Raw genomic sequence first — 21,621 nt, forward strand, 5'->3', positions numbered from 1 at the left:
AGTTATCTATGCGAAACCTGACGAATATCTGAGTTGATGTCATCAATAAGCTGTCTTGCTGATTCATCTCTTTGCTTCACTAATGCAATGAACAGCAAATCAGTAATAATGTTTTGAGCTGTTCGGGATGCTATCGATGAACTTCGGTATTGGCTTTCATCAGCAATCGTATCAAAGGATAAATCCGCGATGCTTCGAAGTTTACTTTTACGAGCGGAGGTAAGAGCGATGACCTTAACACCTTGCTCCTTTGCTGTTTCTGCGGCGATTAACACATCTTTTCTTTCCCCTGAAAACGAAATAACAACTTGGACATCTTGCGGGGTAAGCGTACGGGCTATCGCTATCTGAACGTGACTGTCTTGTTCTGCTAAAGCGGTAATGCCTAATTTCAGCAATTTAAAGCTAAACTCTTTTGCCGTGAGTGCTGAGCCTCCAATACCCACGACTTGCACTCTATTGGCACCATCTAACAGTCGAATAGCTTCCGTGCAGGTATCAAGTGACAGCGCATTGGTTGTCTGGATCATCGCATCGGTTTTTTCTTGCACAAGCTTTTGAGAAATAACGCTGAATGGGTCATCGGCCAGAATATTACTGTGCAGTGGGGTGGTTTGAATGGCGTGCTTTCGACCTATATCCTCCGTCAGCGCTAACTTGAATTCACTGTAGCCTTTAAAACCAATTCGCTGCGTAAATTTCACGATACTTGATTGACTCACGTTGGTCGCTTGCGCCAGTTCTTGGCTTGTCAATGAGGCTGCCTGTTCCACATTTGATGTTATCCAATCCGCAATTTTTCTCGCATTGGCAGAGAGCTGAGTACGACGGCTGACAATTTTATTCACGACTGACACATTTCACCTCGATTATTTTAGAATAAAATATTCCTAATGAATAATAATGAATATTCAGTTCAAACCGCCACTTAAGTCGGAATGCCTGGGATTTAGTATAAATTTATCACAATTATTCCACCTAAATCACCACTTCAGAATAACTCTAACTGTGATTTTTATCACTCAAACGGAATATTTTATTCTTTAGTATCGCCCTCAGTTTGTATTGGGTAAGAGAACAAGTAATGAAGATCGATTTGAACCGTTTGGTTACAGAGAGCCGCAATCCTGCAAGCGCAGACATTGATAAGCTATCAACAATTGACATGCTAGCCGTCATCAACAAAGAAGACCAACGTGTTGCGTTAGCCGTAGAAGAAGTCCTTCCTCACATTGCAAAAGCCGTTGACGCGATCACAAGTGCTTTTGCAAAAGGTGGCCGATTAATCTACATCGGCGCTGGCACTTCTGGGCGCTTAGGCATTTTAGATGCAAGCGAATGCCCACCGACTTATGGCACGAGCCCTGAACAAGTCATTGGCGTTATTGCTGGCGGGCACCAAGCCATCTTAAAAGCTGTAGAGAACGCGGAAGATGATCCTGCGCTCGCACAAGCAGATTTAAAATCGTTGGCGCTAACAGAGTCAGACGTAGTCGTCGGAATAGCCGCGAGCGGTCGAACTCCATATGTGTTGGGTGGCCTCACCTATGCTCGATTCATCGGAGCGACCACTGTGTCAATTTCATGTAACCCCGGAGCTCCAATGGCAAATTCCGAAGACATTGCGATTACTCCAGTTGTCGGCCCTGAAGTGGTGACTGGGTCATCAAGAATGAAGGCCGGTACCGCTCAGAAATTGGTTCTCAATATGTTGACCAGCGGCGCCATGATCCGCAGTGGGAAAGTGTTTGGAAATTTGATGGTTGATGTAGAGGCGACCAACGCCAAACTCGTCCAACGTCAAATCAACATTGTTATTGAAGCAACCGGAGTTGACAGCAAACACGCTGAATATGCGCTTAACGCTTGTAATAACAACTGCAAAACCGCAATTCTCATGATTTTGGCTGGCATCAGCGCCGAAGAAGCCTGTGCACGACTCAATAAAAGCGGTGGTTTCATCCGAACTGCACTCGCCGACGAATAATTAAATTCAGTTATAAAAGGTAATTCAAATGGCAAAAATAACGCCTACCATGATTGAAGCTTTACTGTTGGCCGTTGGCGGCAGTGGCAACATTCGTAAATGTGGGAACTGCATGACCCGCTTACGTTTAGCCCTCGTAGACATCAATCAAGCGTCTCTGGATACCATCAAGAAAACCCCAGGCGTTCTGGGTGTGGTTGAGAGTGACGAACAACTTCAGATCATTCTTGGGCCAGGTAAAGCGCAACAAGCTTCTGAGCTGATGAACAGCTTGATGCTTGAGCAGCCTGAAGCGACCGTAAAACAAACTAATGCAGAGGAAGATTTGTCTACGGTTGCGGCTGAACAAAAAAAGCAAATGAAGAGCAAGCAAACCAGTGGAGTACAGCGATTTCTTAGTAAGTTCGCTACCATCTTTACCCCCTTAATCCCTGGCTTTATCGCGGCGGGTCTGTTGCTTGGTTTTGCAACCTTACTTGAGCAGACCTACATTATCGATCAAGAACCAAGCAAGTCGCTGTTAGACCTTGTTGCCTACATGAAAGTATTTGGTACCGGCCTTTTTGCCTTTTTGAGCATTCTGATTGGCTATAACGCCCAGCAAGCCTTTGGCGGCTCTGGCGTTAACGGGGCGATTCTGGCTTCACTGTTCGTCTTGGGATATGACCCAACCGCCACGTCCGGCGTCTACTCAGGGATGAATGAGTTTTTCGGATTCTCTATCGACCCGCGTGGCAACATCATTGGGGTATTACTCGCGGCAATCACCGGTGCTTACGTAGAGAAACTGGTTCGAAAATACATGCCCGATGACCTCGATATGATCCTAACGTCTGTCGTCACGCTTCTCATTATGGGCGCGGTCACCTACTTGTTGATCATGCCGATTGGTGGCGAGTTGTTCAAAGGCATGTCTTGGTTATTCCTTAACTTAAACGACAACCCATTTGGTGCCGCTTTACTGGCTGGCCTATTTCTTATCTCTGTCGTGTTTGGTATTCACCAAGGGTTTGTTCCTGTCTATTTTGCACTTATGGAAGCGCAAGGCTTTAACTCTCTGTTCCCAATCTTGGCGATGGCGGGTGGCGGTCAGGTCGGCGCGTCAATGGCGTTGTACTTCAAAGCCCAAAAAGACTCTCTTCTTCGCACTCAAGTCAAAGGGGCTATTGTGCCTGGTTTGTTGGGTATAGGTGAACCGCTGATTTACGGCGTCACACTTCCACGAGTAAAACCGTTTGTTACCGCTTGTATTGGCGGTGCAGCAGGCGGGTTCTTTATTGGATTGGTCTCTTACTTAGGGATGCCAGTCGGTTTAAATACAGTGTTTGGCCCATCGGGTATCGTCGCTGTGCCATTAATGACTTCTAACAGCGGTATTTTTGCAGGGATGGCGGTGTTTGTTATTGGTCTTCTTATTTCGTATGTCGTGGGTTTCTTTGCTACGTACATGTTTGGTTCCAAAAACGTTGATTTAACTTAGGTAAAAGCAGTGATGAAATTGAATAAGATCATTTTGAGTACAGCAGTATTGTCTGTTGTGGGTTGTTCGAGTGGCATGAATAAATTCAGTAATCAAGACCTAGAGCAGTACCAGCAACAACCAGAAAAATACGCTGAAAGCGTCGTAAGTACGATGAATAACAGAGAGTTAATCGGTCAAACATTGATGATGGATTTTCGCTCGTGGGGCAAAGAACCATACACCGATGAAGAGATCCCTGTAACTCGAATTAACCATGACATAAGCTCGATGATCACCGACTACCATATCGGCGGTGTAATTCTATTTCGCCAAAATCTAGTGAATTCGAATCAAATCGTCGAGTTCACTGATGCCTTGCAAGAGGCGAGCAGTAACCTACCTCTTCTCATCGCGACTGACCAAGAAGGCGGTTACGTCACTCGATTGCAGAATGGCACAGAGATGCCAGGAAACATGGCGCTAGCTGCCTCTGGTGACGCGAACAATGCTTACGTTGCTGGCAAGATTCACGGCTCAGAGCTGTCCGCTTTAGGCATTAACTACAACTTCGGCCCTGTGGTTGATGTCAATGTGAACCAGAACAACCCGATCATTGGTGTGCGCTCGTACAGCAGCAATGTTGATGTGATCAATGAAATGTCTACCGCCTACATGGATGGTATTCATGAAGCTGGCGTGATCAGTGCACTGAAGCACTTTCCTGGGCATGGCAACGTGAGCGTCGATTCACACTACGATTTACCAGAAGTCAGCTACTCACGAGAAGAGTGGGAAGCGATCGACCTCGCTCCATTTAAGTACGCGATTGAGCACGGTACCGATTCCATAATGTCAGCGCACGTGACGCTACCAAGCGTGGATGACACTATGATCCAAGCGACCTTAAGTGACAAAGAAATGCTAATCCCTGCAACGTTCTCCAAACCTATTTTGACTGGGGTTTTACGTGACAAAATTGGCTTTGATGGGCTAATTGTGACCGATGCGCTCGATATGGGGGCCATCGCTGACAACTTTGATCGCAACTACGCAGTTCACGCTTCACTTTACGCCGGTGCTGATATTGCTTTGATGCCGCTTCAAATTACCAACCGAGATGAAATCAAACAGTTGGAAAGCCTATTTGTCTACCTAGAAGACAAAATGGAAACCAATCCAGAGTTCCTTGAGCGTATGAAAGAAGCCGCAACTCGCGTTATAAAGAAAAAGCTTCAAATGGGTCTGGTTTACCAAACCACAGACAAACAGTTTGCCATCGACTCAGTAGGCTCTGAAGCGAACAAACTTGAAGAGAAAAAGGTCGCTGATGCATCAATCACGCTTATTGAAAACCAAAATAATGTATTGCCTGTCGATCCAAGTGAAGCCAGCAATATCCTAGTTATTTCTGATGAAGATAGCCGCAATGCACTTGTAACCAAGTACCTGAACGTTGTGAAACAAGAGACAGGTAATCACCCAATGTTCATTAGCGAGCAGAAAGCGGCATTAATGGAAGATAACTTAAATGAAAATGAGCTTCGTAGCACCATTGTAAAATCCGATCTGATTATCATGTCGACATACAACCTAATGGGCCACGCGGCAAATGCTCAGAAAATCGTAGATATCGCGAACGCTGAAGGCAAAAAACTGGTGATGATTTCAACGCGTAATCCTTACGACATTGCCCATGTAGACGGTGTACAAGCGAACATCGCTATTTACGGTATCACAGGGTTCGACGTGACCAACAATGACCGCAATTCACTTGAAGCAAACATTAGCTCTGGTATTCGCACCTTGTTTTTAAACCCTCAAACGGGACTGCCTCTGAACGCACCAACAGGAACTCTTCCAGTAGATGTAAAAAATGACAACGGTGACGTTATTTACCCATTCGGCCATTCAGTGAACTACCAATAATTCGTCCTAGGAATAATAAAAATGATAAATAAAAAGTCTGGAGCTACCCTACTAGCACTGCTTCTACCTAGTCTCGCGCTTGCGACTGAAGACAACGCCGTAAAAGTTGAAACGGAAGAGCTAACCCAAAACTTTACCTCTGAGTGGAACGTTGCGTCGAACATTTACATGGAAATGGAAAAGTTTGAAGGGCACAGAGACCCTGATGGCAATGCAGTGATAGACAAACTCACCCCAGTCGCACAGCTATTCATTAATAGCCCTAACTCCAAATGGAGCTATTTTCTTGAACATAAAGTGGCGCGCCGTTCGATCACTGAGGATCTAAATAACACAGATAACTCGTTTCAACGAAACCGTACTCAGATTGGTGCGACTCGTAACTTAGTTCGCAACGATGATGTGGTCTTTAATCTGAACGCTACATACCGAAAAGAATCTAACGACTCTGCACCGGGAACAGATGCTCGTGGCAGCAACAACCTGTACTGGATAATGCCTAGTGGTGAGTTTAAGATCACCGATAAACTCTCATTCTCTTACTGGGATGCGTTTTACTACTATGATCGCTTCGTAGGAGAGAACGATTACGAGTGGGAAGCGGAGCATGGTTTTGCGTATAAACACAGTGATAGTTTCACAGCAAAAGTCTACCTATACACCGATTGGACTTGGGATAACGACCAAAACAAGAACTGGGAACAAAACCAGATTCGTGGGTACTTCCCAACTAAAATTAATGACAAATGGAGCGTGATGCCTTATTTCCGCTACTTCATCAACGAGAAAATCTATGATGCGTCAAACAACTACAACGTCGTCAATGAGACAGACGACGGGCTGCGTTTAGGTTTGAATATCGACTATAAACTGAGCCCTAAATCAACGTTGTGGGTAGGTATGGCTTACGAAGAAACCAAGTGGGATGAGTCTAAGTCTGCGGGCCTAACCAGTGGTTCAGACAACAGCCAGAAATTCTATCTAGCTCAAGCGGGTTGGAAGTATAAGTGGTAACAGCTTGATTATATTTTCGATGTAACAACATACCAACCGGAGGCGCGTTCTCCGGTTGGTATACTAATGATCATGACTTCTCCCGTTTCATTGATACTAATCTGCACCAATAAAACTGCACACTCAATCAAGCGACTTTCCAATACGTGAAGATATTCGTATATTGCTAAATGAGCAATCAGGCTAGAACAGAATAGTCCAAAAACGGTTTTGGTAGCGTAAGGGAAAAGTATTTGCGTTTACATCAGTGAATCTACATGGAATCATTCGCATCCGCTTGATTCTCTGGCATCGCCTCAATAAAAGCAGGTAACTGATTGCACGCTTCGACAATTGAGTTAATCAGCGGAAACGGCGACATATCAACGCCAAAGCGCAGCGCGTTATACACCTGTGGCACCAAGCAGATATCGACAATGCATGGTGAATCGGTGAGGCTATACACCGAATCACCGTGTGCTTTTCTGTGCTTTGCCAGTTTCTCTTCTAGAGCACGGAAACCTTGGTTCATCCAATGATGAAGCCAGTCCATTCTCGCCTCTTGCTCGCACGACAATTCCCGCTCCAAATACTGCAACACGCGCAGGTTGTTCAGAGGGTGAATTTCTATCGCAATATCCTGAGCCATTGCCAACGCTTGATAGCGCAATGGTGTTTGCTCGGGAATCAACAAGGAGTCTGGGCTGCTCTCACATAAATATCTTTCATCCAAGTATTGCAAAATAGTCAGCGACTGATTGAGTTTAACTTCACCATCCACCAGCACAGGCACTAACTCACTGGCGTTGAGCTCACGATATTGTGGATCATGCTGCTCGCCGCCATTACGCACCAAATGCACCGATTTAGACTCATAGTCGAGTTGCTTTAGGTTCAATCCAATACGCACCCGATAGGCGGCCGAAGAGCGCCAATAACCGTAAAGTGTCATGTTCTGATTCATACAATGATCTCGCTCGAGCTGAATCTTTATAATATGGGCTATAACGCTCGATATTGGCTAACTTTTTGGTCAATCGCACCAAAAATGGAATCACCCGCCGTATCAAACATCTCTAGGCGAATCGAGTCGCCAAACGACATGAATTGAGTCGAAGGTTTGCCATCGCGAATCGTCTCAATCATGCGCACCTCGGCAATGCATGAATAGCCCACGCCGCCCTCGGCAATTGAGGTGCCGTGGTCAGTGCCTTGCTTATTCGATACCGTGCCTGAACCTATGATCGCGCCTGCCGATAATGGTCGAGTTTTAGCTGCATGCACAACCAACTCTGCAAAATTGAAGGTCATATCTACACCGGCATTCGGACAACCAAAAGGCTGGTCGTTGTAGGTCGATATCAACGGTAAATGTACCTTACTGCCTTTCCATTGCTCGCCAAGCTCATCAGGTGTTACCGCAACCGGAGAGAACGCAGAAGACGGTTTAGACTGGAAGAAGCCAAAACCCTTAGCAAGCTCCGCCGGAATCAAACCGCGCAGCGACACATCGTTCACCAACATCAGCAAGCGAATCGAGTCGTGCGCTTGTTTAGCGCTAGCGCCCATCGGTACATCACCGGTCACAATCGCAACCTCACCTTCGAAATCGATGCCCCACCCGTCGCTGGCAAATTCGATATTGTCACAAGGGCCGATAAACGCATCTGAGCCGCCTTGATACATTAATGGATCAACCCAGAAGCTTTCTGGCATTTCAGCACCACGCGCCTTACGCACCAGTTCAACATGGTTTACATAAGCACTGCCATCCGCCCATTGATATGCGCGTGGCAGAGGTGATTCACAATACTGAGATGCAAACACTTCACTGCCAGTCACATGCCCGTTATTTAACGAGGTGTATAACTCTTGTAACTGAGAAGCCACGCTGTCCCAGTTATCCAATGCTACCTGCATGGTTGGCGCTAGATGCATCGCATGGAAAATTTCGGTGGCAGCTACACATTGTTTAAGATCTTTACTTACGACCATCAATAGACCGTCGCGAGTGCCATTTTTCTTGGTTGCTAATTTCATCCTTGTCCCTTACTTCTTATCGTCAGCCATGGTTTGAGAACCTGTCTCTTGCAAACCAGTGTCTTGCCAACTGTAGACATATTCTTTGTTCTCAACGCTATCGAGTTCATCAGAGAACTGCAGTGCATGGCGAGTATCGATCATCACCGCGACTTCATCAGTGAACTTTTTCTTATACGCTTGCCCTGCCTTAAAGGCTTTTGGGTGAGGCCCATGCGTGAAGCCTGCAGGGTGGAAGGTCACCATGCCCGCTTCAATGTTATCGCGGCTGAAGAAGTCACCAGCGTGATAGAACAGCACTTCATCGTAGTCGTCATTGTTGTGATAGAACGGCACTTTCAACGCACCTGGATCGCTCTCAATCGGGCGTGGCACAAAGGTACACACTACAAAGCCTGCGCCAACAAAGGTCGTATGCGCAGACGGTGGCAAGTGGTAACGATGTGACATCAGCGGTCTGATATCGCGCCAATTCACTTTCACCACCGCTAAGTCGCCATGCCAACCAATTGCATCCAATGGATTGAACGGATAGGTGATCACACTGACTTTGTCGTGGCGTTTCACCTGAACCTGAGTTTGATTTTCTGAATACTGAGCGCGGAATTGCTCATTGATAGAAGGTATGTCGAGCACCGCCGGATCAAACACCGCGTGATTACCGACCATGCCTTTCTCTGGCAGGGAGTAAGCCGCGTCTGTGTTCTCAATCATCAAGATGAACATCGGCTCGCTTGGCTCTAAACGCCAGTTGGTCGAGCGCGGGATCATCACGTAATCCCCTTCACTCACCGCTAGATGACCATAGTCACAATAGAGATCGGCGCTGCCTTGGTGAATGAACAGCAGCTCATCACCGTCGGAGTTACGCACTAAGAAATCCATCTTCTCATCCATGCGCCACACGCGGATTTTGCAGTCCGCATTGTGCAAAAGATGTGGCACCGCCCAAGGGGTTATCTGGCTGGCTTTTTCCACCAGCGTAAAATCAAAAGCGCGAGGGCGCAGATCGCCCTCCCACTCCGACCAACCTGTTGGGGCATGTTGGTGATGAAAATGAGCGGCAGGGCCGAAGAATCCACTTCGGCCCGCCTCTCGCTCATAAATTGCCTCTTCGGGGAAGTCGGCATGCGCTTGTTTAGAGCACACCCCCTCCCGATGAGGAAACGAGATCCATTTATGCATCGTCTAATACTCCTCGACGAATCTGGTCCTCTTCAATCGATTCAAACAGCGCCTTGAAGTTGCCTTCGCCAAAGCCTTCGTTGCCTTTACGCTGAATGATTTCAAAGAACACAGGCCCGATTACTGTCTGCGTGAAAATTTGCAGCAAGATGCCGTCTTTGGTCGGCGCGCCATCAATCAGAACGCGTAGGTCGCGCAGCAGATCGGTATCTTCACCGTGGCCTTTCACACGATCATCAACTTTCTCGTAGTAGGTGTCTGGTGTTGGCATAAAGTCCATGCCGCGATCACGCAGAGTCTTCACGGTTTTGTAGATATCATCGGTGGCGAGTGCGATGTGTTGGATACCTTCGCCGTTGTATTCACGAATGAACTCTTCAATTTGTGATTTGTCGTCGGAAGACTCATTGATAGGGATACGGATTTTGCCACATGGCGAGGTCATGGCTCTGCTCACAAGGCCTGTCAGCTTGCCTTCAATGTCGAAGTAGCGAATCTCGCGGAAGTTACCGATGCGCTCATAAAACCCAGACCATACATCCATATTGCCTTGTTTCACGTTGTGCGTGAGATGGTCGATTTCATACAAGCCAACATTGGCTTCGGCCATGCGCTGTTCCGCATCGTCATAGAATCGGAAATCGACGTCATAGATGCTCTGCTTGCCATAACGATCCACAAAATAGAGCAGGCTTTCACCGATGCCGTAAATGGCAGGAATACTCAGCTCCATCGGCCCTATTTCTGTTTTGTACTCTTCACCGCCGCCCTTAAACGCTTGTTCCATTGCAGCTGTCGCTTCGTTGACACGAAAAGCCATGCCACAGACCGATGGCCCATGCACTTTAGCGAACGCTTCCGCTTGGCTGTGCGGTTGTTCATTAACGATGAAGTTGATGTCACCTTGTCGATACAGCCAAGCCTCTTTTGAGCGATGCTTGGCGACCTCAGCAAAACCAAGTGACACAAACAGTGCTTTAAGTTGCTCAATTCCCTTGTGGTCAACGGCCGTGTATTCAACAAACTCGAATCCATCCGTGCCAAGCGGGTTGTATGACTCCACCATGAACTTTCTCCTTGTACCTATTGGTTTTGTATTACGTGTTTTTTGTCCTTAATTAAATTTGGCCCACAAGCGGAAAGATTGGAATGCATCGAAGGAAATGGGCAATAACGCTAAAAACCCGTCAAATTGTAAAATAATTATTACACACAAACCCTCACAACAGGAAAGTGAGTGCTATCAAGGGATTGAAGAGTGGTGGTTTGATTTACAGCAAAGCAAGAGATGTTACTTAATTGTTACAAGTGATTTTTTTGGCTAAAGCAGAAAGAGATAAGTGTATGTTGAACGTAAAAAGAGCATCACAAAACAGGTGATGCTCTTTTAAAAAGCTTCATATCCCAGCGGTATTCTTATGGAACGAAGTATCAAACCTAACCCATTACTTTAATGGTTGACGGTCAAATAGAGGTTGTTTCTCTCGTGAGCACGTCATCAATTTAGGCAATCACAGAACGAGATTTTTTCAAGCGAACTGAAAGCACGGACATCAAACTGATAAGCACCAATAACCCGGTACCGGCACCACTACGTTCAACATCTTCAGCGCTATCATCACTTCTTTCAGCAATGTCTTCACTTGTTGCTCCAGATATCGGGATAAGTTTCACAGCCACCACCCTCTCGTCACCTACTCCATCATTACAATATGCAAAGTGCGCGGTTGAATCATAAGCCATAGAAGAGGAGCTACTTTCACTCGCAAAACATTGTATTGCCGTCCCTGAGATAACACCCGCGTCATTAATGTCGGTTGCGTCCAATATTCTAAAGTGGTTGTTGGCATCACTGTCGTCACCACCGTTAGTTAGGTCGTCTAACCACCAAGCTTGATCATTATATCTTGCACGTCTATCAGCATCGGTACCAGTGTCGTTATAAGGGAAAATGAAGCCGCGATGCCTTCTTTCATGTCCGTCTACTTCAGCGTGAGTTTCGGCGTCAACATAGCCAACGATTTCATTGTAGCTGTTGATCTCACTTGCTTTTCCCTCTGCACTGTCAAAGAAAATGTCTTCACCTAAACTTGCGAAGAATGTGGCTGTTGGCGTTGTGTCATTCGCATCAGCGACGAACATACGATTATCAGACACACGATCCGACGGATAATCACCATCTCTTTTTGCATAACCAATAACCATCATGTTTTCATTAATGTCTGTTGCGACAGAATTACTGTGAATGTATGAATCACTCACTTCTACCGTCGCATTAGCGATAAATGTAGTCGTCCAAGCATTTTCCGAAACGCTGAAATTTGACGTACTGCTTGGCCTAAACACAGCAGCCTGCATAAGAAAGTTATCTGAATCATCTAGTTCCGTATTGTAACCAACTAAAACAGGATAAGAGCTATATGTCCCTCTAGACGAAATCGTTGCAGCCCTCACACTCGCTTGTGCTGAAGCTTCATCATCGTTGTAAGAGTAATAGGTCGAACTGGTTTCCCAATCGGATACTGCAAAACGGTTTCCATCATCATTGGGACCATTCGCATCGGTTATATTCCAGACAAAAGCTCGATTAGCAAAAGCAAAGTTCTGACACTCTGGATATAAAGCAGGCTCAATATCTTCATCGATACAATTATCTAGATCCTCAGCATCACTGTCGGATGTGTACGGAGAGTCATAATCTTTGTATCCATCACTGTAATAAAAAGTCGCAACGGACGCGCTTCCGACCACATAGCTTTCCCCTCCATAACTGAAAGAGTCAAAAGCCATCGTTCTTCCCATTTGGGAGATTATATTCGCTTCGCCGTCAGCATCGCTGATCGTAATGCTGGTATCGGCTTCAGGTTGGAGAACCGTAAATTCAGTGCCTGTATCGTAGTAACCACGCTGCCTATACAACTGAATATATTGGTTGTTATAACTGTAGTAACCACTGCTGGTGTTACCAAGAACAAAACCATTCTCGTCAACTTTAGTGATGACCTTCTCCTCTGTTCCATCAACAAAGGAATAACTATAACTGCTCACATCAGGTGGGTTGCTGCCAACATCTGGGATCTCGCTTAGCGAAGAAGAATCATAAAAAGCCGTGGAATTGGTCTGATAGCTCAGCCCGTAATACGCATCACGCTCATTTTTCAAGCCTCCAATGCCCGCATCATCATCGCCATACCACAATAAAGAACTCCAAGCTTCACAAGTCGCGTAGCCAAGTTCGCTCGTGCAGTAGCTATAGATATCGTCATAATCCAAATAGTAGAACGTGTTATCGATACCAAAGGGGACCTCCTCTTTAAAGGAAAAACCTGGTTCTGCATTTTGAGCTTCCCCTGCGAATGCGTAGTCGGTGTCACCACAACTGGTACTAAAGCAATCCGTTGTACCAAGCTCTGGTTCAACTGCGACCCCATACACCGATTCAGTTTCTACTGGTGATTCCTCCAAAACCACCCTATAAAGCGCAGCGTTACTATAAGAAGCAACCAACAACGTAGAAGAGACAACGACTGATTTTTTTACCATTGCCTTCATTCTACGGCTCCTAAAAAATAATCCATTTCAATACCAACGATAGCTTTCTGCCTTTATTGCTAAAGGCATTAAATTCATGAGTTCAATAATGGACTAGGATAAAAATAGAAAATGTGGAAACTATGTAGAAACAATGGAGGTTTAAACAACCTGACTTGATGGGCTGATGAACTGATGAACTGATGCCCTATTAAAGTTAAACGCTAACTTTCATCTCCTAGATTTATCCATTTTCTCTGCTAATTTGATCGCTAACCTATTTGCGTCAAAGAAATACACTTATATTTGGTTACGAATAGGAATTAAATTATGAAAAAAATCACGACAGCATTACTTTTACTGACATCGACATTCGCGCTTCAAGCGTGTGCTGAAAGCCGTGAAGGTCCAAGAGAAATGCCAAGTTTTGAAGAAATGGATGCAAACGGTGATGGCGAGTTACAATTAGAAGAGCTCAGAGGTCCACTCGCCGATGACTTTGATAAACTAGACGCAGATGGAAGCGGTGGTCTATCGGAAGAGGAAGTTCCGCCACCACCACCAAGACGTCAATAATGGTTAGAGGGTTATCCTAAAATAGTGATAATTCAATGCGAGCTGATGGGGTATAGCACCCTGTCAGCTCGCTATTCATTTCTAACAAAAGAGTGCTTATACATGGCCTAAGATGAATAAAGAAATCAATGTCCATATTTCCCACACGATCGAGGGCTAATATTGGTTTATCTCATTTTATTGTCTTAACTCACTCTATCGTCTTAATTCACTTTAATTTCTGGAGAGAACGTGCGCATATCAATTTTCACCAAACTGTTTGTTTCAATACTAATGGTGTGCGTGACCATGCTCTTTGTACTGACCTATTTTATTAACTCCAGTTTTCAAAGAGGGCTCCAAGATTTCACAAATAATAATGAGATTGCCCTAGCTCAAGAACTCGCCAATAACTTAAAGCAATATTACTCACCTTCCGAAAAGTGGAGGCGGCTAGAGCGTGAACCACATTTAATCGCCAGTAGCATTAGCGGCCCCTCACGACCACATCCTCGTGACAGACACCCATCGCCACCACCATTAAGAGAGCCGGAAGCGCCAGGCCTTCAACCTATTTGGCAACGACTCAACATTTTAGATCAAGACGGGCGAGCCATAATTGGACCGCCTGAAAACCTACATCACCTTGAAGATGGTCAGCATCAAGCACTAGTCGAAATAACACTGGATGATCAAGTTATTGGGTATATCTCCATCGTCCAGATGGATGAAATATCAGGGCCTTTAGCAGAAAGCTTTTTCAAACAACAAACGACGCATGTAAGCACTATCGCATCGATTACCGTGTTGCTTTCATTCCTTATCTCTTTGTTTCTTGTTAGGCGATTTTTGAAACCATTGCGTGCTTTGTCGAAAGGTGCCAAATCTATCGAAAATGGCGATCTCGATTTCTACATTAAAAAAAGCGGCAATGATGAATTGTCCGATCTCATCGGAATATTCAACGGTGTTGTCGAGACACTAAGAAAACAGAAAACACTTAGAGAACAGTGGTTATCAGATATTTCACATGAACTTAGAACGCCTATCACCGTGCTTAGAAGTGAACTAGAAGCGCTACAAGACGGTATCCGATCTCCTGAACCAAAATACATCGACTCGTTACATCAACAAATCATCACACTAGGTCAACTCGTTGAGGATCTTCACCAACTCTCCCTGTATGACATCGGATTTAACCTCAATGTTAAAAACAACGTTGATATACATAAACTGATTGATTCTGTGATCGTTCAAAACTCGATCCGTTTAGAACAAAAAAACATCACATTAACAAAGCACTATGACCATTCGGCGCCACTGTTTACCTCGTGTGATGAGAGATTACTGACACAACTGTTTGTGAATCTGTTAGAAAATAGCGCGCGATACACTGGCGATAATGGGTATGTATCGATAGATGTTACCGACATTAGTGATAGTATTCTTATCAACGTTGAAGACAGTGATCCAGGTGTACCTGATGCATCACTTCCACGTTTATTTGAGAGGCTTTACCGCGTTGATAAATCGCGCAGTCGATCAAGTGGCGGTTCTGGGCTTGGCTTATCTATCTGTAAAAATATCGTTGAAGCGCACCAAGGACACATTACTGCCGACCACTCAGAATTGGGTGGACTACGAATCATCATAGCGTTACCAAAGGAAATAAAATCGTGATTTTAGTCGTCGAAGATGAGCCTGCATTAGCAAGTGTACTGTGTGAGTACTTAGAGCACTCTGGCCTTGAAAGTCATCATATTATCGATGGTAACCTTGTCATTGACTGGGTAAAGCAAGCATCGCCTAAACTCATTATTCTCGACCTCATGCTACCCAATCGAGACGGGTTGGATATTTATCGAGAGCTGAGAACGTTCAGTGACATCCCAGTGGTTATGGCGACAGCCAAGGTCGAAGAGATTGATCGACTCGTTGGGCTTGAACTGGGTGCAGATGATTATATATGTAAGCCGTACAGCCCGAGAGAAGTGGTTGTGAGGGTGAAAAATATTTTGCGCCGTTCCAACAAGCCCCAAGCCACGTCACCAACGAACGCCATTGATATTGATGAATTGAGTATGACCGCTGTCCTATGTGGTATTAAGCTAAGTTTAACGCCAGCTGAGTTTCGGCTTTTGCACCTTCTCTATCAAAATGTTGGCCGCATTTATAGTCGCGATCAATTGATTGATAAAATCTACGACGATAGAAGAGTGGTCAGTGATCGCACTATCGATAGCCATATCAAAAACTTACGCAAAAAAATGGTCTCGATAAATGAAAAATGTGACTACATCAAATCCATTTACGGGATAGGTTACAAACTAGAAATAGAATAATACGAATCAAAAAGCCGCTTTCATCAGCGGCTTTTTTCGTTCTAAAGCGAACATAATTCAAAGATGGGATCAGCGTTAATCCCAGTTGAGAATCGACCAATTCGGTTGATCTGCTAACGCTTTCAAACGCGGACACGGGTTCACCAAATAAGCAAAATCAGCGTGTTCACACAAAGGTAAGTCGTTGATTGAATCCGTATAAAAGTGGATATCTGAGTAGTTGGTTTCTTGATTGTCTAACCACTCTTTTAAACGCGTTACTTTACCTTCACGGTAGCTTGGTACACCTGAGATCTGAGACGTGAAGCGGCCTTGGCTTTCAATCAAATCAATACCGAGTGCGTTCTCAATACCAATCTTACGGCCCACAGCTTCCACTAAGAAAGTCACGCTGGCAGAGATGATCAGCATATCAATATCATCATTCTCAAGCTGCTCAATCAAAGGTTTCGACTGCTTGAACTGTTTAGGCAAAATATGCTGTTCAACACACTCTTCCACCAACGCAGTCACTTGCTCTGTTGGCATGTCGGCTAAAGGCAGCATGGAGAATGCTAGGTAATCTTCCATGTTCAGTTTGCCTTCCGAATACAGGCCCATTAAGCGCTTATCTTCTTCGATAAAGTTAGGCGCAGTAGCAATGCCCTTTTCAACCAAGAACTCATTCCAAAGCATCGCTGCATCGGCATTGATCAGCGTTTCGTCCATATCAAATACATACAAAGGTTTGAACATCTTAGGCTCTCACAGGTTGAATTTCGTTAAGGTTAAACAGGAGTTCAAGTTGGCTGCCGTTTGCCAACAGTCGCTCAGAGGAGCGGTTAAGCAAGTCGACCGTCAGTTCACACTCATCAACGTCGACTTGGTAGCGAATCACGTTGCCCAAGAGCTGATGGTTGCGAATCGTGCCCGTTTTCGGCGCAGAGATGTGTTCGCCATACTGTCGGCCTTGCTCTTTAACGTAGATAGATTCAGGTCGAATCGCCACCTTCCACTCGGTTTCAATATCGAACAACTGCTTAGCCTTGTTCGCTTGCACCAAATTGTAGTGCCCCATGAACCCAGCCACAAATTCATTGGCTGGTTGAGTGTAGATCTCTTCGGGTGTACCTGCTTGTACGATCTCGCCTTTGTTCATCAAGAAAATACGGTCAGACATGATCATCGCTTCTTCTTGATCGTGGGTCACGAAGATCGTGGTCAGGTTCATCTCTTTTTGAATATCTCGGATCTGTTGGCGTAGGTGCTTTCGGATCTTCGCATCCAACGCCGAAAGCGGCTCATCTAATAACAAAATACGCGGCTTGACCACCAAAGCTCTTGCCAAGGCCACACGCTGGCGTTGACCGCCCGATAACTGATGCGGGTAGAACTTCTCTTTGCCCGTTAAGTCCACCAGCCCAATCACTTTCGCGACTTCACGCTTAACCTCGTCAGCAGCAAGCTTTTTCATTTTCAGGCCAAACGCAATATTTCCTTCAACCGTCATGTTCGGGAACAGGGCATAAGATTGAAACACCATGCCGATGCCACGCTGTTGTGGCACTTGGTGAGTAATCTCTTCACCGTTGACCCAGATCTCGCCACCATCAACAGGATTCAGGCCTGCCAAGCTGCGCAGTAGAGTCGATTTACCACAGCCGCTCGGGCCAAGCAGAGTAATGAATTCACCCTTCTCGATGGAAAATTCAATGTCTTCAAACACTGTATTGTCACCAAAGCTCTTGGTGAGGTTTTTCGCATTTACATAGCTCATTATTTTGTTCCCTGGCTGAAACGACTTGCCAACCAAGTCAGTAAGAAAATAAACAGGAAGTACGTCATCACTAGGGCTGACGTGAAGTGGCCGCTGGTTTGACGCATGTTGTATAGGTAGATTTGCAGCGTCTCGTAACGTGTACCCACCAAGATGTTGGCGAACACGAACTCGCCCAATAGGAACGAGAACGACAAGAACAATGACGCCATTAAGCCTTTCTTAAGGTTTGGCAGAATAATCAACAAGAACGCCTTGGTGGTGCTTGCGCCGAGCAGGTGTGCCGCGTCCATCAAGTCATGCAAGTTAATCGCTTCAAAGCTGTTGGCAATCGCGCGGTACATGAATGGCAGTGCGATGGTGAAGTAAGTACCAATCAAGATCCACGGTGTGCCTATCAAGGAAATTTCACTATCAGCATACAGTTGAAGCAAGCCAACCGATGACACCACAGGCGGCACCGCGAACGGCAATAAGATCAGGATATTCATCACCTTGTCGAGTTTCGGGAAATAGTAAAACACCACGAAAATCGCAGGCAGAACCAGCACCACACTCAATGACAGCGCCGCGACACAGATAAACAGTGAACGACCAAAGGCTTGTAAGAAGCGAGGATCTGTTAGCAAGTTGATGTACCAATCTAACGTGAAGCCATCCGGCAGGATCGTTGCGCCCCATCGAGAAGAGATCGAGTAGATAAAGGTCGCTAAGATCGGGATCATCATGATGCCGACAATCGAATAGACAACCGTTTTATGAAAGCGAGTATTTACGGTGTTCATTACTTTCTCTTCCCTGCGTAGCTTTTGCTGATCAGCCATTGGTTAATCACGGTGATGAAGGCCAGCATCGCCATCAGAATCACTGAAATTGCCGCAGCTAGGTTTGGTTCTAAGAACAAGTCGCCCGATACCAAGCTCGCGATACGAATCGTAATCACGTTGTAGTTGCCCGAGGTCAACGCATACACACTCGCATAGGCGCCAATCGCATTAGCAATCAAGATGATGAAGGTGCCGAACAAGGCAGGCGACAACACAGGCAGTGCTATTTTGGTCCAGTACTGCCAAGTTTTCGCGCCAAGCAGTGCCGAAGCGGCTTGCCAGTCGTCACTCAGAGCATCAAACGCTGGATAGAGCAACAACACCGCCAATGGGATCTGGAAGTAGATGTAAATCGCCAGCAAACCCCACTTGCCGTACAAGTCAAAATCGCCCAGTAATCCATACTGCTTGAGCAATAAGGTGATCGCACCGTTGGTGCCCAAGATGATGATGAATGCGAACGACAGAGGCACGCCTGAGAAGTTGCTGCTCATATTGGTGAAGGCAATCACCGCATCGCGGATTTTAGAATCAACGCGGCGCAATGATGAGACGAGCAGAGTCGCGATCGCTAAACCAACAATGCTCGACCAAATCGACAGCCATAAACTGTTACCGAAGGCCTGCATCATGAAGGCAGAATCGAATATTTCAGAATAGTTTTCGAGAGAGAGCTCATCGTCGTAGAAGAAGCTGTTGATCAGCACCCAAACCATAGGTGCCAGTTGGAACAGATAGAAAAACAGCGCGAAAGGCGCAAGCCACAAAGCGGGCTTGAAGCGTTGAAACAAAGATTTGGTTTTGGGTTGAAGCGCAGAGCCATCGCTCTGCGTAATTACAGAACTGCTCATAAGGCCAACAATTCCTGAGTGTAAGATTTATCGTGTTCAAGGTTGAGTAACTGACAGACGCTGCCGCAGATATCGGTCTGTTTCACTGAACAGGCTTGGTGTGTGAACTTATCGCCAATCACAAAGAATGGCACTTCACGCTCTTCAGGCAGAATGCCACCGTGAGACAAGTCATTGTTCATGCCGTGGTCACTGGTGATGATCACTTGATAACCATCGTCTACCCATTTCTCAAGATAGTTTGATAGGTAAATATCCGCGCCACGAGCACTATTACGGTACTGGCGAGAATCCAGCCCATTCTTGTGTCCCATGTCGTCAATGTTCATTGGGTGAATCAGTAAAAAATCAGGCTGATGAGTCACGCGCAAGTGCTCTGCATCCAAGAACAAGGCTTCATCTGGGTAGTGGTCCCAATGGTAGAAACAGCCGTGTTGAATGTTCATGCTTTCATCGTTGGTAAAACGGTCACGCACAGCGTCAAACGGCGCTCGGTTATACAGCTCACTCACCCAATGATATGCCGCAGCTGCCGTCACTTTGTTCTGCGACTTCGCCAAGCTAAATACCGACTCGTGATTCGACAAACGCACGATTTGGTTGTTGACGATGCCACTCTCAACAGGGCGAACACCGGTCAGGATGCACTCATACAGTGGACGTGACATAGATGGCAGCTCACACTGCACAGGGTAAAGCGTGGCGCGCAGCTTGTTTTTTTGCGTGCTCTGCGAAGTGCTCTGTTTATTACGCAAATCGCCTTGGTTATTGTACGAATCGCCCTGTTTTGTCTGCAAATCGCCCTGTTTCTCATACATATCACTTTGCTCTAGAAGACCGTTCAGGTAGCCCATGCAATCACGGGCTACCTGATAGTTCAGTCCATCTAGAACAACAAGGATAACCTTATTGCTCATGGTCTATTCTCTATTGCTTGTTTCTAAAAGCCACCTACTGAAGGTGGCGTGTTAAGCGGGGTTATTGCTGGTGAATCAATACGCTTTCTTGCCATTGACGTGGCAGGCGACGTGCTGATTTTTCCCATGCTGAGAAGTCAGTCACTGGGTGAACATTGCTGTATTGCTCGTTTGAGATCAGCTTGTCTTGAACTGATTGAGGTAGCGTAATGTTGCTACGGATTGGACGTGCGTAACCTTCTGCTAGGTTGATTTGGCCTTGGTCGCTGAAGATGTATTCACGAGCCAACTTCGCCGCGTTCGGGTTTTGTGCGTATTTATTAATGATGGTGGTGTAACCAGAAATCACTGAGCCATCTTGTGGAATGCTGACGGTAAAGCGCTCACGGTCGATCTTGTCGCGGTAGTTCAGTGCGTTGAAGTCCCACATGATTGCCACTTCCACTTCGCCTTTTTCAAGATTCGCGATGCTTGGGTCGGTGTAAGACAGACGGCCTTGCTTCGCTAATTCACCAAAGAATTTAATCGCTGGTTTTAGGTTCGACTCGTCACCGCCATTAGCAAATGCAGCCGCTAAAATCGCGTTGTTTGCTTGCGCTGCTACGCCTACGTCACCGACTGTGACTTTGTAGTCACCTTCTAGTAAGTCACTCCAAGTTTTCGGCGCATCTTCAACAAGGTTGTTGTTGGAAATGAAAGAGATGGTGCCAGTGTAAGCCAGAGCCCAGTGACCATCTTTGTCTTTTGCCCAGTCTGGAATGTCATTCCAAGTGGTTGGTTTGTATGGCTGAGTGACGTTTTTCTTCACTGCCACACGTGCAAATGCGAAACCCACATCACCAATATCAGCGGTTGCGTTTTTCTTCTCTGCTTCAAATTTCGAGATCTCCTGAGCCGAGCTCATATCGGTATCCTGATGCTTCAAACCGTAGTTTGCTTTCAGGTCAGTCCATGTGCCTTTCCAGTTTGCCCAACTGTCTGGCATACCCACACTGTAAACTGCACCCTCTTTTTGAGCGGCTTCAATCAGTGACTCAAGATCAGCATCCTTCGCCATCGCTGGCATTGAAAGTGTTGCCGTTATTAGCGTTGCGCCGATTAATTTTGCAGGTGAACCGATTAATTTAGCTGGCGATACAGTTGAACGGCTAAGCAAAGTTTTCATTGTCTCTATCCTTCTGGACTAGGTCAGTAAGTTCGTTTTGTATGCTATAGCCGGAATGTGACGGTTTGCCGTAAGTTATTTGAC

Annotated in this window: 19 protein-coding genes; 7 read left to right on the forward strand and 12 right to left on the reverse strand. The window is 45.9% G+C overall.

Translation table 11 applies throughout. The features are described 5' to 3' along the window. Nucleotides 1–2: 2 nt before the first annotated feature. On the reverse strand, nucleotides 3–857 hold the full coding sequence (locus AB6D06_RS02610; protein ID WP_017065115.1) for an SIS domain-containing protein: 855 nt from the start codon (nucleotides 855–857) through the stop codon (nucleotides 3–5). Between the two features lie 227 nt (nucleotides 858–1,084). On the opposite strand from AB6D06_RS02610, the gene murQ reads away from it, so the two are divergent. From murQ to AB6D06_RS02630, 4 genes are read left to right on the forward strand one after another with little or no spacing between them, the layout of a single operon-like run. Then, nucleotides 1,085–1,987: an N-acetylmuramic acid 6-phosphate etherase gene (murQ, locus tag AB6D06_RS02615; protein ID WP_372109909.1), complete on the forward strand. Its 903-nt coding sequence runs from the start codon at nucleotides 1,085–1,087 to the stop codon at nucleotides 1,985–1,987. A 28-nt stretch (nucleotides 1,988–2,015) separates the two neighbouring features. Continuing rightward, nucleotides 2,016–3,467 (forward strand): PTS N-acetylmuramic acid transporter subunit IIBC, encoded by a 1,452-nt coding sequence (gene murP, locus AB6D06_RS02620; protein ID WP_017065117.1) that lies wholly within the window; start codon nucleotides 2,016–2,018, stop codon nucleotides 3,465–3,467. Between the two features lie 12 nt (nucleotides 3,468–3,479). Continuing rightward, nucleotides 3,480–5,375 carry a glycoside hydrolase family 3 protein gene (locus tag AB6D06_RS02625; RefSeq protein ID WP_372109920.1) on the forward strand — a complete coding sequence of 632 codons (1,896 nt, stop codon included), beginning with the start codon at nucleotides 3,480–3,482 and terminating at the stop codon, nucleotides 5,373–5,375. A 21-nt stretch (nucleotides 5,376–5,396) separates the two neighbouring features. Next, nucleotides 5,397–6,389, forward strand: a complete 993-nt coding sequence (locus AB6D06_RS02630) for an OmpG family monomeric porin (RefSeq protein ID WP_017065119.1) — start codon at nucleotides 5,397–5,399, stop codon at nucleotides 6,387–6,389. Nucleotides 6,390–6,642: 253 nt separating this feature from the next. On the opposite strand, the gene maiA is transcribed toward AB6D06_RS02630, so the two are convergent. The 5 genes from maiA to AB6D06_RS02655 all read right to left on the reverse strand — a co-directional run bounded on the left by maiA (nucleotide 6,643) and on the right by AB6D06_RS02655 (nucleotide 13,145). Next, a complete protein-coding gene (gene maiA / locus AB6D06_RS02635) occupies nucleotides 6,643–7,332 on the reverse strand; it encodes a maleylacetoacetate isomerase (protein WP_372109910.1) in 690 nt (229 codons plus the stop codon). Nucleotides 7,333–7,370: 38 nt separating this feature from the next. Next, nucleotides 7,371–8,408 carry a fumarylacetoacetate hydrolase family protein gene (locus AB6D06_RS02640; protein ID WP_017072323.1) on the reverse strand — a complete coding sequence of 346 codons (1,038 nt, stop codon included), beginning with the start codon at nucleotides 8,406–8,408 and terminating at the stop codon, nucleotides 7,371–7,373. A 9-nt stretch (nucleotides 8,409–8,417) separates the two neighbouring features. After that, on the reverse strand, nucleotides 8,418–9,593 hold the full coding sequence (locus tag AB6D06_RS02645) for a homogentisate 1,2-dioxygenase (RefSeq protein WP_108099852.1): 1,176 nt from the start codon (nucleotides 9,591–9,593) through the stop codon (nucleotides 8,418–8,420). Further along, nucleotides 9,586–10,659, reverse strand: a complete 1,074-nt coding sequence (hppD, locus tag AB6D06_RS02650) for a 4-hydroxyphenylpyruvate dioxygenase (RefSeq protein WP_372099560.1) — start codon at nucleotides 10,657–10,659, stop codon at nucleotides 9,586–9,588. The genes AB6D06_RS02645 and hppD overlap by 8 nt, the downstream gene beginning before the upstream one ends. A 437-nt stretch (nucleotides 10,660–11,096) precedes the next feature. Beyond that, nucleotides 11,097–13,145, reverse strand: coding sequence for a DUF3466 family protein (locus AB6D06_RS02655; RefSeq protein ID WP_065584491.1), 2,049 nt, complete (start codon nucleotides 13,143–13,145; stop codon nucleotides 11,097–11,099). 309 nt (nucleotides 13,146–13,454) lie between these two features. Between AB6D06_RS02655 and AB6D06_RS02660 the strand changes: the two genes are divergently transcribed. From AB6D06_RS02660 to AB6D06_RS02670, 3 genes are all read left to right on the forward strand, one after another. Then, nucleotides 13,455–13,700 carry a hypothetical protein gene (locus tag AB6D06_RS02660; protein WP_010432281.1) on the forward strand — a complete coding sequence of 82 codons (246 nt, stop codon included), beginning with the start codon at nucleotides 13,455–13,457 and terminating at the stop codon, nucleotides 13,698–13,700. 288 nt (nucleotides 13,701–13,988) lie between these two features. Beyond that, nucleotides 13,989–15,359 carry an ATP-binding protein gene (locus AB6D06_RS02665; protein WP_372109921.1) on the forward strand — a complete coding sequence of 457 codons (1,371 nt, stop codon included), beginning with the start codon at nucleotides 13,989–13,991 and terminating at the stop codon, nucleotides 15,357–15,359. Continuing rightward, nucleotides 15,356–16,021, forward strand: a complete 666-nt coding sequence (locus tag AB6D06_RS02670) for a response regulator (RefSeq protein WP_136974564.1) — start codon at nucleotides 15,356–15,358, stop codon at nucleotides 16,019–16,021. Before AB6D06_RS02665 ends, AB6D06_RS02670 begins: the two co-directional genes overlap by 4 nt. A 75-nt stretch (nucleotides 16,022–16,096) precedes the next feature. Here the strand turns inward: AB6D06_RS02670 and AB6D06_RS02675 are convergent, their stop codons facing one another. The 6 genes from AB6D06_RS02675 to AB6D06_RS02700 form a co-directional block, all read right to left on the reverse strand. Then, entirely contained in the window at nucleotides 16,097–16,756 is a 660-nt protein-coding gene (locus AB6D06_RS02675; RefSeq protein ID WP_372099557.1) for an HAD family hydrolase, read from the reverse strand. A gap of 1 nt (nucleotide 16,757) precedes the next feature. Further along, entirely contained in the window at nucleotides 16,758–17,777 is a 1,020-nt protein-coding gene (locus AB6D06_RS02680; protein ID WP_372109911.1) for an ABC transporter ATP-binding protein, read from the reverse strand. After that, complete coding sequence (locus AB6D06_RS02685; protein WP_004732591.1) at nucleotides 17,777–18,562, reverse strand: ABC transporter permease; 786 nt, start codon at nucleotides 18,560–18,562, stop codon at nucleotides 17,777–17,779. The genes AB6D06_RS02680 and AB6D06_RS02685 overlap by 1 nt, the downstream gene beginning before the upstream one ends. Further along, the gene (locus tag AB6D06_RS02690; RefSeq protein WP_017061233.1) at nucleotides 18,562–19,455 is read right to left on the reverse strand and encodes an ABC transporter permease subunit; all 894 of its coding nucleotides are present in this window, start codon (nucleotides 19,453–19,455) and stop codon (nucleotides 18,562–18,564) included. The genes AB6D06_RS02685 and AB6D06_RS02690 overlap by 1 nt, the downstream gene beginning before the upstream one ends. Further along, the gene (locus AB6D06_RS02695) at nucleotides 19,452–20,372 is read right to left on the reverse strand and encodes an alkaline phosphatase family protein (RefSeq protein WP_372109912.1); all 921 of its coding nucleotides are present in this window, start codon (nucleotides 20,370–20,372) and stop codon (nucleotides 19,452–19,454) included. Before AB6D06_RS02695 ends, AB6D06_RS02690 begins: the two co-directional genes overlap by 4 nt. A gap of 61 nt (nucleotides 20,373–20,433) precedes the next feature. Further along, a complete protein-coding gene (locus AB6D06_RS02700) occupies nucleotides 20,434–21,537 on the reverse strand; it encodes an ABC transporter substrate-binding protein (protein WP_371690469.1) in 1,104 nt (367 codons plus the stop codon). Nucleotides 21,538–21,621 lie beyond the last annotated feature (84 nt).

The organism is Vibrio sp. 10N.239.311.G01, from assembly GCF_041465805.1.
Classification (GTDB): domain Bacteria; phylum Pseudomonadota; class Gammaproteobacteria; order Enterobacterales; family Vibrionaceae; genus Vibrio; species Vibrio crassostreae_C.

Excerpts from the sequence above, each read along its gene's own strand:
- AB6D06_RS02675 (WP_372099557.1), bottom strand. The coding sequence starts at position 16,756 with ATGTTCAAACCTTTGTATGTATTTGATATGGACGAAACGCTGATCAAT.
- AB6D06_RS02645 (WP_108099852.1), bottom strand. The coding sequence starts at position 9,593 with ATGCATAAATGGATCTCGTTTCCTCATCGGGAGGGGGTGTGCTCTAAA.
- AB6D06_RS02660 (WP_010432281.1), top strand. The coding sequence starts at position 13,455 with ATGAAAAAAATCACGACAGCATTACTTTTACTGACATCGACATTCGCG.
- AB6D06_RS02695 (WP_372109912.1), bottom strand. The coding sequence starts at position 20,372 with ATGAGCAATAAGGTTATCCTTGTTGTTCTAGATGGACTGAACTATCAG.
- AB6D06_RS02665 (WP_372109921.1), top strand. The coding sequence starts at position 13,989 with ATGCTCTTTGTACTGACCTATTTTATTAACTCCAGTTTTCAAAGAGGG.
- maiA (WP_372109910.1), bottom strand. The coding sequence starts at position 7,332 with ATGAATCAGAACATGACACTTTACGGTTATTGGCGCTCTTCGGCCGCC.
- AB6D06_RS02700 (WP_371690469.1), bottom strand. The coding sequence starts at position 21,537 with ATGAAAACTTTGCTTAGCCGTTCAACTGTATCGCCAGCTAAATTAATC.
- AB6D06_RS02625 (WP_372109920.1), top strand. The coding sequence starts at position 3,480 with ATGAAATTGAATAAGATCATTTTGAGTACAGCAGTATTGTCTGTTGTG.
- AB6D06_RS02680 (WP_372109911.1), bottom strand. The coding sequence starts at position 17,777 with ATGAGCTATGTAAATGCGAAAAACCTCACCAAGAGCTTTGGTGACAAT.
- AB6D06_RS02640 (WP_017072323.1), bottom strand. The coding sequence starts at position 8,408 with ATGAAATTAGCAACCAAGAAAAATGGCACTCGCGACGGTCTATTGATG.
- AB6D06_RS02685 (WP_004732591.1), bottom strand. The coding sequence starts at position 18,562 with ATGAACACCGTAAATACTCGCTTTCATAAAACGGTTGTCTATTCGATT.
- hppD (WP_372099560.1), bottom strand. The coding sequence starts at position 10,659 with ATGGTGGAGTCATACAACCCGCTTGGCACGGATGGATTCGAGTTTGTT.
- AB6D06_RS02630 (WP_017065119.1), top strand. The coding sequence starts at position 5,397 with ATGATAAATAAAAAGTCTGGAGCTACCCTACTAGCACTGCTTCTACCT.
- murP (WP_017065117.1), top strand. The coding sequence starts at position 2,016 with ATGGCAAAAATAACGCCTACCATGATTGAAGCTTTACTGTTGGCCGTT.
- AB6D06_RS02655 (WP_065584491.1), bottom strand. The coding sequence starts at position 13,145 with ATGAAGGCAATGGTAAAAAAATCAGTCGTTGTCTCTTCTACGTTGTTG.
- murQ (WP_372109909.1), top strand. The coding sequence starts at position 1,085 with ATGAAGATCGATTTGAACCGTTTGGTTACAGAGAGCCGCAATCCTGCA.
- AB6D06_RS02690 (WP_017061233.1), bottom strand. The coding sequence starts at position 19,455 with ATGAGCAGTTCTGTAATTACGCAGAGCGATGGCTCTGCGCTTCAACCC.